Raw genomic sequence first — 14,730 nt, 5'->3', positions numbered from 1 at the left:
CACCTTAAATAAAATCTTGTCTAGATTCAGAATAAACGACTTATTTTCTTATAATAAGTTTAAAATATAGAAAAAAACTCCTTTTTGAAGGAGTTTTTTTCTATATACGCCAACGCTCCAAAACTTGTTTAAGAGTTACTGCTCGAAAGCGTACCCACATTGAGTAAAAAGATACACTGGCATTATTATATTTCAAATTTTATTGTATTGTCTAATAATTCCCTGACCACTATAGGCCATGCCCTCCCTCGAAACCAATTAATCTTTAATATAAATTTCATTATCTAATAATCTTTCGCGTATAGTATGTAGCCCTTTAATTTTAACTATTGTATTGTGAAAAGACTACGGAAATTTGTTTACTCAACTATTGAACTTACTAAATGAATTAGCACCTTCTCCAGAAGGGAATTTCTTAAAACAATTAATTCAAAGTATTATTAATTTACTACAATCTCCTAACCCAAATCTAAGTCAATTACTTTCTTTATTACAACAATTCTACAGTGCTCTTGCACCATTCTTTTTCTCTTTAATTATTGACCCTGCAAGTTTACAACTTTTATTAAATTTATTAACTCAATTAATTGGTGCTACTCCAGGAGGAGGCCCAACAGGCCCAACAGGTCCAACAGGTCCAGGAGGCGGAGCAACAGGTTTAACAGGAGCAACAGGAGCAACAGGAGCGACAGGAGCAACAGGAGCAACAGGTCCAACAGGAGCAGGAGCAACAGGAGCAACAGGAGCAACAGGAGCAACAGGTCCAACAGGAGCAACAGGAGCAACAGGAGCAGGAGCAACAGGCCCAACAGGAGCAACAGGTTTAACAGGAGCAACAGGTTTAACAGGAGCAACAGGCCCAACAGGAGCAACAGGTCCAACAGGAGCAACAGGTCCAACGGGGGCAACAGGTTTAACTGGTGCAACAGGCTTAACAGGAGCAACAGGTGCAACTGGTGGCGGAGCTATTATTCCGTTTGCTTCAGGTACAACACCAGCAGCATTAGTTAATGCGTTAGTAGCTAATACAGGAACTCTTCTCGGATTTGGATTTAGTCAGCCTGGTATAGCGTTAACGGGTGGAACAAGTATCACATTAGCATTAGGTGTAGGTGATTATGCATTTGTAGCACCACGCGCAGGAACTATTACGTCATTAGCAGGTTTCTTTAGTGCAACAGCTGCATTATCTCCATTATCACCTGTTCAAGTGCAAATACAAATATTAACTGCACCTGCAGCAAGCAATACGTTTACAGTACAAGGTGCACCTCTATTATTAACGCCAGCATTTGCCGCAATAGCGATTGGTTCTACAGCATCAGGAATCATACCTGAAGCTATTCCAGTAGCAGCTGGGGATAAAATACTGTTATATGTTTCATTAACAGCAGCAAGTCCAATAGCTGCAGTTGCTGGATTTGTAAGTGCAGGTATTAATATCGTTTAATTTGTTACAATGTTTAGTAGGAAATTAAACAGGGGTTTGTATATAGTCCTTCCTAATAAATTTAGGAAGGACTATATTTTTTAGGAAAATAAGTAATAAATTAATTGAACAATTACTCTTTGTTAAGTTCGTATAAAAAAGTATAATTTACCCTTTCTCATTTAAGTAATAAGTTATGTAACTTTAAAAATTTCCGATCAGTAAAAAAAGATGAATTCTTTTAAAAAAGAATTCATCCATAAGATAAACTATTTATTTTTATTACAGTTACATCCTTTTTTCTTTACATAGCCTTGCTCCGCTAAGTCTCTTTGCGATTGGGAATTGGAAGATTGAGAGGATGCTGAAGAACTACTATTTTTATTATAAGAGTAGTTTTTTCGATAGTTATAATTACTCATAGTACTATCACCTCCAATTTAATATATAAATATTATATGTATGTCCACTATCAATTGTTACTATTTTTAATAGGAAGAGAAGATACAATAAAAAAATCTCCTTGGTATTTTCCTAGGAGATAAATGATGATTCTTTTGAAAATTTACAAATTAATAGCCCCAGTAAAGAGGGAAGTAATAAGAATCTTGGTGATGCGGATTATGTTGTTGAGCGAGGGGCTGGGTTGGATAATTTTTCATTTCACGGTTTTGATTGCAGTTTGACGGAGGACCAATTACAGTAGTTGATTGAATAGGGGAAACCGCTTGTTTCCATTGTTGTTCATTGAGGCAGTAAGTATGTGCCATCATATGAGCAGGAGTTAATCTTAAAATGTCAGAACCGAAAATAACTTCTGGCGCTGGAGCATTGAAAATAGCTAATAAATGAGTATTATTTGCTGTAGCAATTTCATAATGCCACCACGCTTGTGGAATGTTGGCAACTTGCCCGGGTTTTATCGGTAAGTTTAATATTTGATTCGTAAATGGATTAAGTAAAGAAACAACAGCAGACCCTGAAATACAATAAACAAGTTCAGCTGCATTTTGATGAATATGTGGTTCTACAACATTTCCTGTACTTAAATAAATATCTAATAAAGAAGTATTTTCTAAAGTATTTAATTGTTTAATACCAAGTACATTTATATAATTTTGGGCATCTTTCCGAAAAAAATTACTTTTATTTACATCATAAGTAAAATTGGTTGAGGGGGAGGTATAGTCGATGTTGGCAGTCAATTGTATTACCCGCCTTTCTATAGGTAAGTTAGGTTACAAAATTAGGATATGTGTCTAGTCTTTGTTTTGTGCTGTTGTCGGTAGCTTAATAAATTCACTTATTCCATAAAGAATAAGGTGTTAAGACCAAACTATATTCGTATTCCCATTCATACTTTGGATTGATGGAAAAAAGTAATGAAAATGTTAATTTAAAATTACATCAATCATTTATAAGGAGTGAATGTTCATGTCATTTAGTGAAATGATTAGAAATGAAGTACTCAGCTGGGCGGGTGTTTCTGAAAAACCGCATCGATTTGGTGGTATTGAAATAAATTATGGCAAGAAAGAACTTGGCCATCTTCATGGTGATAAATTAGCTGATTTACCATTTCCAAAGTTAAAGCGAGATGAATTAGTGAAGCAAGGCTTGGTAAAACCACATCACGTATTACCTGAATCAGGATGGATTAGTTATTATTTAAAGAGTGAAGAGGATATTCCATTTGCAATTGAGTTATTTCGTATGCAATATGATCGAATTAAAAAGTAATGAAATAAAGTAGGATAATAAAAATTTATTTTTATGTCACATCCCTCCTTAATCGTTCGTCTTGTATGTAGAACGATTAAGGAGGGATTTTATTATGAATACATTTGATATAGCAATTGTTGGCGGTGGGCTTGCTGGATTAACAGCATCTATATATTTAGCGAAAGCTGGAAGGAAAGTGATTGTATTAGAAAAGTCCAGTCAATTCGGTGGCCGAGGGATGACTACAAATAAAAATGAAATCTGCATGAATCTTGGTGCACATGCTTTATATAGAGGCGGGGCAGCGTTTATAACTTTTAATGAGCTTGGTATGACTCTTCCAGGTGGAATACCATCTACAAAAGCACATGGAATATGGAAAGGGGATATATTCACTATCCCAACAGATTTTTACTCAATTTTATCAACACCACTACTTTCTTGGTCTGCAAAAGTACAATTCTCACGTCTTATGATTCGTTTAGGAAATTTAGATGTAGGAGAAGTTCCGAAAATGAGTCTAACTACATGGGCAGAAAATGAAATAAAAGATCCAATGGTTCGCAATATATTTTATGCGCTATGCCGAACAACAACATATACGTTTGCTCCTACAATACAATTAGCATCATCTGTACTAAAGCAAATACAGCTTTCTATAAAAGAGGGAGTGCTTTATGTAGATGGTGGTTGGGAGACGATAATAACAAAATTAAGAGCTATAGCGAATGATATCGGGGTGCAGTTTTTGGCTAAAAAGCATGTTGTGGAAATTGAGCATTCCGAAGGTAAACAAAGAATACATTGTGTTGATGATGAGGTTTTTGAAGTAGGCACAGTCATCGTGACGACTCCGCCGAAAGAAGCTTGTAAAATAATAAAAGGTGCAGAAGGAACAAGTTTGCATAGATGGAGTGAACAATCTGTACCGGTTACTGTTGCTGCATTAGATATTGGCTTGAGACAATTACCCAATCCTACACATCAATTTGTATTAGGATTAGATCAACCTATATTTTTCACAAATCAATCGAGAGCAGCTAAATTAAGTGAAGATGGATCAATTGTAGTGAGTCTAATTAAGTACTATAATCCTGTACTCGAGATGAATCATATTCGTGATGATAAAGAACAGTTGGAAAGTACGATGGAGTTGTTACATCCAAATTGGAAAAGAGAAGTTGTTGCACAGCAATATTTACCGAAAATAACAGTAGTACATGATTTTCCTCATATTGACCGTGTTGAAAAAGCGGGCCCTAATATACCTGAAATGCCAGGTGTTTATGTTGCAGGAGATTGGGTAGGGCATGATGAAGTATTAGCTGATGCTGCGGTAGCAAGCGGGAAGCGTGCAGCGTTATACATTTTAAAGCAATATGAAAGTGAGGCAGTTCATCATGGAAACGGAGCAGTTATATGAAGCGTATCAACCATTATTATTTTCGTTAGCATACAGAATCCTTGGGAGTGTTATGGATGCTGAGGATATCGTTCAGGATGTATTTATCTTGCTAAATAATATAGAAGATCCTCAATCTATAGAAAATATGAAAGCATATTTATGTAAGATGGCGACAAATCGTTCAATTGATAAATTACGATCGGCAGCGCATAAACGTAACGTGTATGTAGGGATGTGGTTGCCAGAGCCAATTGTAGAAGAGAGTGATGAGCCATCAAAGTCATTTATAATGAAAGAATCCCTTTCCACCGCATATTTATTACTTTTACAACAATTATCTGAGGTAGAAAGGATTGTTTTCATATTAAGAGAAGTTTTCAGTTATGAATACGAAGAAATAGCTTCAATTGTTGATAAGAGTAGTGTAAACTGCAGGAAGATCTTTCAACGTGCTCGAAAAAGCATGTTGGAGAAACCGAAGCAATCAAAATTAAGCACGGAGAAAATGGCTTCTTATGTTGAAAAGTTTGTATCATCATTACAGTGTGGGGATGCGGAAGGTATGTTAGAAGTATTAAAAACAGATGCTATACTCAAAGCTGATGGTGGTGGTAAAGTTACGACTGCGATTAACCCGATTTATTCTGCGGATCGAATTATACGTTTGTTCTTTGGGATTGCACAACGATTGACAGAAGAGTACACTGTTGATTTCAAAATGGTCAATGGTATACCAGGAGTTATAGTTACAATAAATAATAAAGTAACTTATGTTCTTTCGTTTGTATTTGAGGATGAGAAAATTTCAAATATTTATATGATGGTTAACCCTGAAAAACTTATGCATTTAAATGTAAAAATATAAAAAAGCGCATTTCTTCAGAAATGCGTTTTTTATTATTTTTCTAACATTTCAAGAGGTACATCTTTTTCGCCAGCTACCTCAAATTTAATTTCCCCGTCTTCTTCATAAATACGTGTAATAATCGGTATAGTAATCATTAATTTTTTATGCTGCTTTCGTTTTCTAGCAGCATCTAAGCTAATCACGTTCATTTGTAAGCATCCTTTCTTCTGGAAATATATAAACAAAGAAAATGCGTCCGAAAAGGGCGCTTAATTGAATTTGAAATACCGATTCATTTAAATGGGGTTTATATAATTTAATAACTGCAATTTTAATATGAAATAATATGAATGGAATAATTGCACGTAGAAATTAACTTTACCAAAAAACGAAACAATATGCTATAAAAAAATTCAAATCTTTGTCATATAACAGGAAAAAGGTTTTTGTTTCGCATATAATGAAAGTAGACGGGCAGCAAGAGCTTTTTCATCATATTGCTTTGGAAAGGCGATGGAAAAAATGGATACGTTAGATTTATTATTATTTCAACTTGAACAATATGGAGAAGAGCATGATCGAAATAAAAAAACAAGGGAAGAAAAATTACGGAATATTACTCGTGAGATGGGGCAATTTTTATCAATTTTAGTAAAAGGGTGTAGCGCAAAAAACATTTTAGAAATCGGAACTTCTAATGGTTATTCTACATTGTGGTTAGCTAATGCGGTAGAAGAAACAAATGGAAATGTAACAACTGTAGGGCTTTCTTCAGAACGAGTTGGAGAGGCACTTGTCAATTTTGAAAAGGCAAACCTTTTACAAAGGATTGATGTTCATAATCAAGAAGCAGGGGCATTTTTAGATGCGCAATTAGATCATTCATTTGATTTTATTTTCCTAGATTCAGAGCGTACGCAATACATGTGGTGGCTTGAGCATATAAAACGCATTTTACAACCAAAGGGTTTTCTTGTTGTTGATAACGCAACCTCTCATGCAAATGAATTAGCCGAGTTTAAAAAAATGATAGAAGAAGATGAAATGTTTGAAACGGTGTTATTGGCATTTCAAAATGGAGCATTCGTAGCGCGCAAGAAGAAATAGGAGTGGGCGCAATATAATTATCACATTGAAAAAGGGTGTATGTCAAAAGATTGAGTACAGAAGGATAGAAGAACATAATTTATATACGTAACATACGAAGAATCCGCCTTCAGCATGTCGTTCTCTAGGTCTTAAGTCTGAGGAAAATTATGTTGTTTACAGGTATACTTATAGTAAGAAACAGGGAATGACTGCATAAACAGGCATTTCTAAAAAAATCGATTTCAAGCAATCAGAATGTATATGAAATACGATATAATAGATGAAATATAGTGCATATAAATTCGCACATATAAATAAAGGAGCGATTTTGTTGACTGAACTCGAGAAAAAAGAACCTGTATCGATCATGAAAGATAATAATGTAGAAGTAGTAGTTGATACAGTTATAAAAGATGCAGAATTAGAGGAACTGAATAAAGAAGCTGATCTTTATGTACAAAAGTTAAATAGCGAGCAAAATACAGATTTATCAAAAGTATTGTCTCAGCTAGGAGATTTAGGAGATAAAGAGCAACAAGCAGCAGGACAAACGTTGTCAGCATTAAAACGTCCTGTAACAGCGATGATGAATGGGAAAAATGAAGAAATTCCAAATACATTGTTAGAATTACGAAAAGTGGTATCAGAGCTTGATCCCAATTCACTTAAAGCAAGTGGTATGAAGAAAATAATGTTTAAAGTATTCAAGAAAAATCCACTTGAAACATACGTGCATAAATACCAATCTATAGATAAACAAATCGAGGAAATCATTAGATCCCTTCTAATTGGCCGTGATAACTTACAAGAGGATACAGTGGGTCTTGAAATGCTTAAAGAACAATCGCACGATAAAATTCATGCGCTTGATAAACAAGTATACTTAGGGAAAAAGCTTGCTGGCATGCTTGAAGCTGAGAAACAAAACCCAGAGCGTCAAAGAGATATTCCATTAATTAACGATGCGTTAGAAAAGATACTTGTACGTACACGTAATATGCAGCAAGCGAAAAGTGTTTTATTACAATCTATCGCATCTGTAGACATTATTAAGAAAAATAATGAAAAGTTAACAGAGGCAATTCGTAATGCAATTACGATGACGCAAAACGTTGTAACGGTTTCAGCTGCTATTCAGTTAGCGTTAACAAATCAACGGAAAACAATCGATGCAGTGAATGCGACAAATGAAGCAATTGAATCGATGGTATTAAGTAATTCTCAAGCGTTAAAACAAAATACAGAAGAAACGACAAAATTGCTTGAAAACCCTGCTATTAGCATGGATAAATTACGTGAATCATTCCAAAATGTGTTCGCTGCAATTGAAGCATCTGAAAAATCGTCAGAACGTATTATCGAGTCAAGTAAGAAGTTCGTTATTGAACTAGACACATTTAATGATGAGATGAAGCAGAAACTCATTCAGCGTCCAAGGAAATAACGGATTATTAGAGGAGGTGAACAAATGAGTTTCATTCAAACAGTATTATTACTACTCGGTACATTGCTTTTAATAGCATTTACTGTCGTTGTTTTAGTCGTATATTTCGGACGGAAGCTGTATTTTTCATGGACGAAGCCATATAAAAGAGCGCAAGATTCTTTAGACAAGTTATCAAACAAATCAATACCGTTTCTACAAGAATTTACACAACATCCACTGTTTTATCGCTGGATTCGCATTGAAGGAAAGAAAGAACAAAATACATTAAATACTCTATTTTGTGCATCAGGTCAACGTACGAGAGAACAAGTCTTCTCGATGTTACCGAAAGAAAAGCAGAAAAAAGTGCATGTAATGGCAAAAACTACGAAAAAGCTTACGAATGAAGATATTGATGTAGCTGCGATGAAAGTGAAAGATTTCTTAAGACAAGAGACACAGCAAACTGTAAAACCGACAGACTTATCATTTTACAAATTGTATTTTTATGACCGTTATCCAGACGCATTAAATACAATTCAAGCGTATAAACGCTCAATAAATCCTTCATTACAAAGAACGGTTGATGATATTACAATTTCAGTATTGAATGCACTTCCGTACTATCAAGAGCAACGCATGTTTGAACAACAACATAAACTTGAAACGTTCTTAATGAAAGATTTAACGGCCATGTTATCGTTGGTAGTACAATTACCACCTTCACAAAGACCAGAGAAAGAAGAAGAACTGAAAATCTACTTGGAAAATTTCCAAAAAGAAATGGAAGTAGTAGAGCGAGATATTCGCGACTCAATTGATCACGATTTAAATGTGAAGATGAGAGCAGCGACTGAGAAGTTTAAGAATAAATAACAAAAAGCGCCTTAAAAGCTAAGTATCACAGCTTTAGGGCGCTTTTTGTTATGAGATTTTATTTTGCATTAACGGTAGTATGACTAGAAGCCACACTTTCATTATGCAATCGATCAACTGCAGTTACGACATACGTATACGTTTCTCCAGAAATAACGGTTTTATCTACATAAATTTCTCCAAGTTTTGTTTTTCTTACAGTAGTAAGTAAATTTTTCGGATTTTGTATATCCACTTCATTTTTCCCATTCGCGCGGTAAATAGCGTAATAAGTAGAATCATTATCTCTATTGTCAATGATACCGATTGCAATACCTTCATCTCTTGGAATGGCACCTTTTAAAGTCGGTTGTTTTGGTGGATCATGATCAAGCCAAGGCATAGGCGGAATTAATGCAGGATATTTATATATGTCTTTTGAGAGTCTATCTTTAGCTCCAAGTGGATTGTTATTAATATCTTTTAAGCTAAAATGCATACTACCTTTTATTTCAGGATATAGCCGGTTTAATGCAATTTGTCTTGGATATTCTTCTGGATCAGACCAAGCAGGGACGGAGTTATTATTAATTTTATAGGCCGCTTGACCGATGTATAGGTGAATCGGTTTGTTATTTGTTTCTTTAACCCACCAATCTACTAATATGTCATATGCAGCTGGGGTGAAACCTATATTCCAATATATTTGCGGTGTAATGTAGTCAATATATCCTTTTTGTATCCACTCACGTGTGTCAGCATAAAGGTCATCATAGTTTCTTTGGCCTGCGGTTGTGTTAGAGCCAGTCGGATCGTCAGCTATATTTCTCCATACGCCGAACGGACTAATGCCAAACTTTACATATGATTTTTCTTGTTTTATAGCAGTATTTAAATCTTTTACAAGTTCATTTACATTGTTACGTCGCCAATCTTCTATATTTGTAAATCTACCGTTATTATATGTTTCGTACGTTTTCTGATCTGGAAATTCTTCACCGGCTACTTTATATGGATAAAAATAATCATCCATATGCAGCGCATCAATATCGTAATTTTGCACGATTTCTAAAGCACCTTCTGTTATAAATTTTTTCACTTCTGGAATACCGGGATTGTAATATAACTTTCCGCCATAAGGGACAACCCAATTGGGATGTTGCCTTGCAGGGTGATTATTTGATAATCGATTTATATCGGTGTGATTCATCGTTATTCGGTATGGGTTAATCCAAGCGTGGAATTCTATATTTCTTTTATGAGTTTCTTCAATCATAAATGCAAGCGGGTCATAACCAGGATCTTTTCCTTGTGTTCCTGTAATGTATTCAGACCAAGGACCGTAATTTGAAGGATAGAAAGCATCAGCGGTTGGTTTAATTTGTACAACAACTGCATTCATACCAGTGCTTTTTACATCGTCTAATAATCTTATAAATTCTTGTTTCTGTTTTTCAATGGGTAAGCCAGTTTTTGAGGGCCAATCAATATTCAGAACAGATGCAATCCATACAGCACGTAATTCATGTTTTTTGTATGCAGTATTTACTTCAGCATAAGTAGAGTGAGGGGGAATGAAAGAGAAAGGGATGAACAAGATGACGATACAACATATCATTAATAAACGTTTAACGATCATTTATACGCCTCCCTATCATATGATTATTTAAAATAATATAGGAGGCGAGGTTGACTTTGCAATAGAGAAAATTGCATATTGAAACATTAATTTAATAGGAAAAATATTTTTAATGAAATTTACTTTCATTATAACTAAATTCATTTACTACTTCATATGCTTGTTAGTAAAGTGAAACTTCCTTTCATTTGAAGGGTAATAAATTATAAGTATAGGAGGATTAATAAATGAAAGTTTTGTTCGTCTGTTCTGGAGGAATGTCCAGTGCAATTGTTGTAAACGCTTTAAAAAAAGAAGCGGAGAAAAATGGTGTGAACATGGAAGTGCATGCAATTGGAACGAATGAGGTAGAGGAAGAAGTAAAGAATGGCTGGGATGTCGTAATGGTGGCACCTCAAATAAGACACCGATTTGACTCTGTAAAAAAATTTGCAGAGGAGGAATCTATTCCGTGTGGCATCATTCCACCGCAAGCATACACGCCACTTGGAGGCCCGACTTTATTAAAAACTGTAAATGAATTAATTAGTTAGGAGGAAGCGTTATGAATAAGTTTGTCACGTTTCTTGATAAAAACTTATCTGGCCCGATGGCAAGGCTTTCTGAGCAGAGGCATCTACAAGCAATCCGTGATGGAGTTATTTCGGCGTTACCATTTATTATAGTAGGAAGCTTTTTTTTAATAGTAGCATTTCCACCACTGCCGAAAGATAGTTTCATATCGGTTTGGGCATTAAAGAATCAAACAAGTATATTGATACCATATCGTTTAACTATGTTTATTATGTCCTTATATATAGCATTTGGAATAGGATATAATTTAGCGAAAAGTTATAAATTAGATGCTTTATCAGGAGCACAGCTTGCGGTATGTTCACTACTTTTAACATTAACGCCTGAGTTAATTGATAAAAAAGGATTCATGCTTCCGATGACAAATCTTGGAGGTCATGGATTATTTGTGACGATGATCGTCTCTATTTTATCAGTTGAGATTTTAAGGTTTTGTAAGAAGAATAACGTAACGATAAAAATGCCAGAACAAGTACCACCGTCAGTATCACGTTCATTTGAAGCACTTATACCTGCAGCATTCGTTATTATTATGATGAGTCTTATTACAGTCGTTTTTAAAGTTGATTTACATTACGTTGTAGATAAACTAGCCGCACCGTTAGTAAAAGCTGGTGATAGTTACTTTGGCGTTATTATACCTGTATTTTTAATTACGTTTTTCTGGTCTTTCGGGATACACGGAGTATCAGTTGTAGGTACTGTGGCAAGGCCACTTTGGGATGTGTATTTAGGAAAGAACGGTGAAGCTGTAGCAAGTGGAGCGAGTCATTTTCCGTTTATTGCACCAGAACCGTTTTATCAATGGTTTATTTGGATTGGTGGTTCGGGCGCAACGTTAGGGCTTGTGTTAGCTATGATTGTATTTGGTCGATCAAAATATTCGAAAGCATTATCGAGAACGTGTATTGTTCCGGGGATTTTTAATATAAATGAACCGGTTATATTCGGTTTGCCGATTGTATTAAATCCAATTTTAATTATTCCTTTCGTCATTACCCCGTTAGTAACAGCTACTATAGCGTATGCTGCAACCGCAATGGGATTTGTAACACCAACGCATATTATGCCGCCATGGACATTACCTGCTCCAATTGGTGCATATTTAGCAACAGGTGGAGATTGGCGTGCGATTGTATTAGTTTTTATAAATATAGCAATATCGTTTCTTATTTATTTACCATTCTTTAAAATGTACGACAAAAATATGCTTGAAATCGAAAAGAATGGTGACGGAGAGTCGGTTAATCCTTAATCTGCATGCTGTTATTTTGAGTGATAGACTTTTTGTCTATCACTTCTTTCACATTAAAACTAGAAAGGGGGAAATAGAATGAATATAAAATTTAGTTATAAAGGTGTGTTTTTATTACTATTTGGAGTGATTTGTGCAAATTTACTTTTTGTCCCTTTATTAGGCATGCTAAATTTATCACAAATGCATAGTATTTGGCTCGTTACAAGTATTGCGGCAAGCGTTTTGCTTACGGTAGTTGTTTCTTTCATTGATGGATCGTTTGCATCGAAAGCTCAGTTGTTTTTTAGATTTATATTGTTTTCGATTGGTTGTACGTTGGTTACTTACATGATTGTTTTTTAGTAAATAGGAGGTCATGCATGTTATGTATGTTGCAGGGGTAATTGTAGAAGAGGTTTTGACATATTGTATGAATCATCCATTTCTGAAAATGAATCCACCGAAATCAACTGGTAGAGAACAGTTTGGAGAAGAATTTGTCAGTGAGTTATTAAAGCGGTTTGAAAAGCATAGTAAAGAAAATATATTGACGACTGTCACAAGGTTTACAGCAAGTTCAATTGTTTATCATTATAAGGAGTTTATTCTGCCGTATTATGAAATCGATGAGGTAATTCTAGGTGGTGGCGGAAGTTATAATGATACACTTGTAGAAATGATACGGCATGGATTGAAAGAAGAAAAATGTGCATTATTCCTTCAAGAAGATATAGGCTATTCTTCAGAAGCGAAGGAAGCAATCGCCTTTGCCATTTTAGCAAATGAAACATATCATCGTAATCCGAGTAATGTGCCGAGCGCAACAGGTGCAAAGGAATCTGTAGTTTTTGGGAATATAACATTCCCTCCAATTTGAAATGAATGAGGCGAATAGATGAAATATATGATTGGAGTAGACGGCGGGGGAACAAAGACAGAAGCAATTGCATTTGATAAAGACGGAAATGAACTTGTAAGAGCTACAAGTGGTTTTGGAAATATATTAATAGATTTTGAAGAAGTTCTTGTGCATATTATGGAGGTGATTGATCAATGCCAGAAAGGTGTATTAAATGGGCATTGCGTTTGTATTTGTTTAGGATTAGCGGGTGTAAGTGGAGTAAATACGAATGAATTAACATTACGTCTAAAGAAGAAGTATGGAACACCAATTGAAGTTTTTAATGATGCGATGATTGCACATGCAGCTGTTTTAAAAGGAAAAGATGGAATTTTAACAATTGGCGGCACAGGTGCAATTTGTCTTGGAAAGAAAGGAGAAGTGTACGAGTATAGTGGTGGATGGGGACATATTTTAGGAGATGAAGGAAGCGGATATTGGATTGCATTACAAGGTTTAAAAAGAATGGCCAATCAATTTGATCAAGGAGTTGCACTTTGTCCATTAAGCTTAAGGATTCAAGATGAGTTTCAACTTTTGACGTCGTCTCATATAAAAAGACTAGTTTATAGTTCTTCAAAAGATAAAGTTGCAGCAATCGCGCCATTAGTTATTCAGGAAGCGAGAAATGGGAATGATGATGCACGTGAAATTATCTTGCAAGCTGGAAAAGAATTGGCAAGGATTACAGTAAATGTTTATAACAAGTTGAACTTTAAGCACTCAACGCCAATTGCAGTAAGTGGCAGTATATTGCGTTTAGTTCCTGAAATATTTGCTGTATTTAAGAAATGCTGTGAAGAAAGTATGAAAGAAATTACATTCGTATCACAAGCAGAAATGGCAGTGAAAGGAACATATTATTTAATGAGGGATATATATTTTTAAAAATAGCGTATGAGAATTTTTGTATGATTTGTAAATATATGATGTTAAAATGTATAAAGGGAAGTGGATAAAAAAGTACAATATACATAGTTCATGAATATTGTATAAGTACTTCCATGTAGAAAGTGAATGATTATATGATTAATAGTATGCAGTTTTTGTATTTGGTCGCTTCTTATTTATTTGGGAACATATTGACCGCTTATATAGTAACGAAATGGAGATATAACGTTGATATCCGAGATGAAGGAAGTGGGAATCCCGGCGCAAGAAATATGGGGCGTGTATATGGAAAAGGATATTTCATCGCTACATTTTTAGGTGATGCAATTAAAGGGGCAATCGTAGTTTCTATTGCAAAATACCTTTTTGGACATTCTACATTTGTAATGTTAGCTTTACTAGCTGTTTTACTGGGACATATTTATCCAATTGTATTTAAAGGCAAGGGCGGAAAAGGCATATCAACATTTATTGGAGGATTAATCGCATTTGATTATTTGATAGCGCTTACTCTTGTTGCTGTTTTCATTATATTTTATTTAATTTTTAAAGGGTTTACTAAGCCAGGGTTAATTACAATTGCTTGTTTACCAGTTTGCATGATTTTGTATTCTTATTCTATTATTACGACTATTTTAAGTGCTTTTATCATTGTGCTTATTTTATATGTAAATCGAGACTGAAACGAAATTTTAATAAGTGGAGTAAATCTCCAC

General features: G+C 34.8%; 15 protein-coding genes and 2 pseudogenes. 13 read left to right on the top strand and 4 right to left on the bottom strand.

The genetic code is table 11. The features are described from left to right. Positions 1-352: 352 nt before the first annotated feature. Positions 353-1,450 (top strand): annotated as a pseudogene (locus QCI79_RS00830) (exosporium glycoprotein BclB-related protein); the annotation flags it as partial. 248 nt (positions 1,451-1,698) lie between these two features. Here the strand turns inward: QCI79_RS00830 and QCI79_RS00825 are convergent. Then, a complete protein-coding gene (locus tag QCI79_RS00825) occupies positions 1,699-1,851 on the bottom strand; it encodes a hypothetical protein (RefSeq protein WP_002100980.1) in 153 nt (50 codons plus the stop codon). A gap of 150 nt (positions 1,852-2,001) precedes the next feature. Beyond that, a complete protein-coding gene (locus QCI79_RS00820) occupies positions 2,002-2,634 on the bottom strand; it encodes a cupin domain-containing protein (RefSeq protein ID WP_000126329.1) in 633 nt (210 codons plus the stop codon). A 229-nt stretch (positions 2,635-2,863) separates the two neighbouring features. Here QCI79_RS00820 and QCI79_RS00815 point away from each other — a divergent pair, with 229 nt between their 5' ends. The 3 genes from QCI79_RS00815 (at position 2,864) to QCI79_RS00805 (ending at position 5,421) form a co-directional block, all read left to right on the top strand. After that, complete coding sequence (locus QCI79_RS00815) at positions 2,864-3,169, top strand: luciferase domain-containing protein (RefSeq protein WP_000010319.1); 306 nt, start codon at positions 2,864-2,866, stop codon at positions 3,167-3,169. 94 nt (positions 3,170-3,263) lie between these two features. Next, on the top strand, positions 3,264-4,574 hold the full coding sequence (locus QCI79_RS00810; RefSeq protein WP_001091195.1) for a phytoene desaturase family protein: 1,311 nt from the start codon (positions 3,264-3,266) through the stop codon (positions 4,572-4,574). After that, positions 4,552-5,421 (top strand): sigma-70 family RNA polymerase sigma factor, encoded by an 870-nt coding sequence (locus QCI79_RS00805; RefSeq protein WP_000447132.1) that lies wholly within the window; start codon positions 4,552-4,554, stop codon positions 5,419-5,421. The genes QCI79_RS00810 and QCI79_RS00805 overlap by 23 nt, the downstream gene beginning before the upstream one ends. A gap of 32 nt (positions 5,422-5,453) precedes the next feature. Here QCI79_RS00805 and QCI79_RS00800 read toward each other — a convergent pair whose 3' ends face one another. After that, complete coding sequence (locus QCI79_RS00800; protein WP_001100984.1) at positions 5,454-5,612, bottom strand: hypothetical protein; 159 nt, start codon at positions 5,610-5,612, stop codon at positions 5,454-5,456. A gap of 304 nt (positions 5,613-5,916) precedes the next feature. Between QCI79_RS00800 and QCI79_RS00795 the strand changes: the two genes are divergently transcribed. From QCI79_RS00795 to QCI79_RS00785, 3 genes are all read left to right on the top strand, one after another. Beyond that, entirely contained in the window at positions 5,917-6,510 is a 594-nt protein-coding gene (locus QCI79_RS00795; RefSeq protein WP_021728004.1) for an O-methyltransferase, read from the top strand. 313 nt (positions 6,511-6,823) lie between these two features. Then, positions 6,824-7,936: a toxic anion resistance protein gene (locus tag QCI79_RS00790; RefSeq protein WP_000137392.1), complete on the top strand. Its 1,113-nt coding sequence runs from the start codon at positions 6,824-6,826 to the stop codon at positions 7,934-7,936. A 24-nt stretch (positions 7,937-7,960) separates the two neighbouring features. Then, complete coding sequence (locus QCI79_RS00785) at positions 7,961-8,794, top strand: DUF3974 domain-containing protein (RefSeq protein WP_021728005.1); 834 nt, start codon at positions 7,961-7,963, stop codon at positions 8,792-8,794. 58 nt (positions 8,795-8,852) lie between these two features. On the opposite strand, the gene QCI79_RS00780 is transcribed toward QCI79_RS00785, so the two are convergent. Continuing rightward, complete coding sequence (locus QCI79_RS00780; protein WP_000636005.1) at positions 8,853-10,412, bottom strand: glycoside hydrolase family 10-like protein; 1,560 nt, start codon at positions 10,410-10,412, stop codon at positions 8,853-8,855. Positions 10,413-10,639: 227 nt separating this feature from the next. Here QCI79_RS00780 and QCI79_RS00775 point away from each other — a divergent pair, with 227 nt between their 5' ends. From QCI79_RS00775 to plsY, 6 genes and pseudogenes are all read left to right on the top strand, one after another. Beyond that, on the top strand, positions 10,640-10,945 hold the full coding sequence (locus QCI79_RS00775) for a PTS sugar transporter subunit IIB (protein WP_000865907.1): 306 nt from the start codon (positions 10,640-10,642) through the stop codon (positions 10,943-10,945). Between the two features lie 11 nt (positions 10,946-10,956). Then, positions 10,957-12,240: a PTS sugar transporter subunit IIC gene (locus tag QCI79_RS00770; RefSeq protein ID WP_001032295.1), complete on the top strand. Its 1,284-nt coding sequence runs from the start codon at positions 10,957-10,959 to the stop codon at positions 12,238-12,240. A 78-nt stretch (positions 12,241-12,318) separates the two neighbouring features. Next, positions 12,319-12,585 (top strand): hypothetical protein, encoded by a 267-nt coding sequence (locus QCI79_RS00765; protein WP_001021966.1) that lies wholly within the window; start codon positions 12,319-12,321, stop codon positions 12,583-12,585. Positions 12,586-12,619: 34 nt separating this feature from the next. Next, positions 12,620-13,099, top strand: a pseudogene (locus tag QCI79_RS00760) (anhydro-N-acetylmuramic acid kinase); the annotation flags it as partial. A gap of 18 nt (positions 13,100-13,117) precedes the next feature. Then, complete coding sequence (locus QCI79_RS00755; RefSeq protein ID WP_000876593.1) at positions 13,118-14,011, top strand: BadF/BadG/BcrA/BcrD ATPase family protein; 894 nt, start codon at positions 13,118-13,120, stop codon at positions 14,009-14,011. A 137-nt stretch (positions 14,012-14,148) separates the two neighbouring features. Beyond that, positions 14,149-14,697 (top strand): glycerol-3-phosphate 1-O-acyltransferase PlsY, encoded by a 549-nt coding sequence (plsY, locus tag QCI79_RS00750; RefSeq protein WP_000610865.1) that lies wholly within the window; start codon positions 14,149-14,151, stop codon positions 14,695-14,697. The last annotated feature ends 33 nt before the right edge of the window (positions 14,698-14,730 follow it).

Source organism: Bacillus cereus group sp. MG1 (genome assembly GCF_040460035.1).
Classification (GTDB): domain Bacteria; phylum Bacillota; class Bacilli; order Bacillales; family Bacillaceae_G; genus Bacillus_A; species Bacillus_A cereus.
The sequence above is the reverse complement of the archived record's forward strand: the minus strand, read 5'-3'. Positions and strand labels throughout refer to the sequence as shown.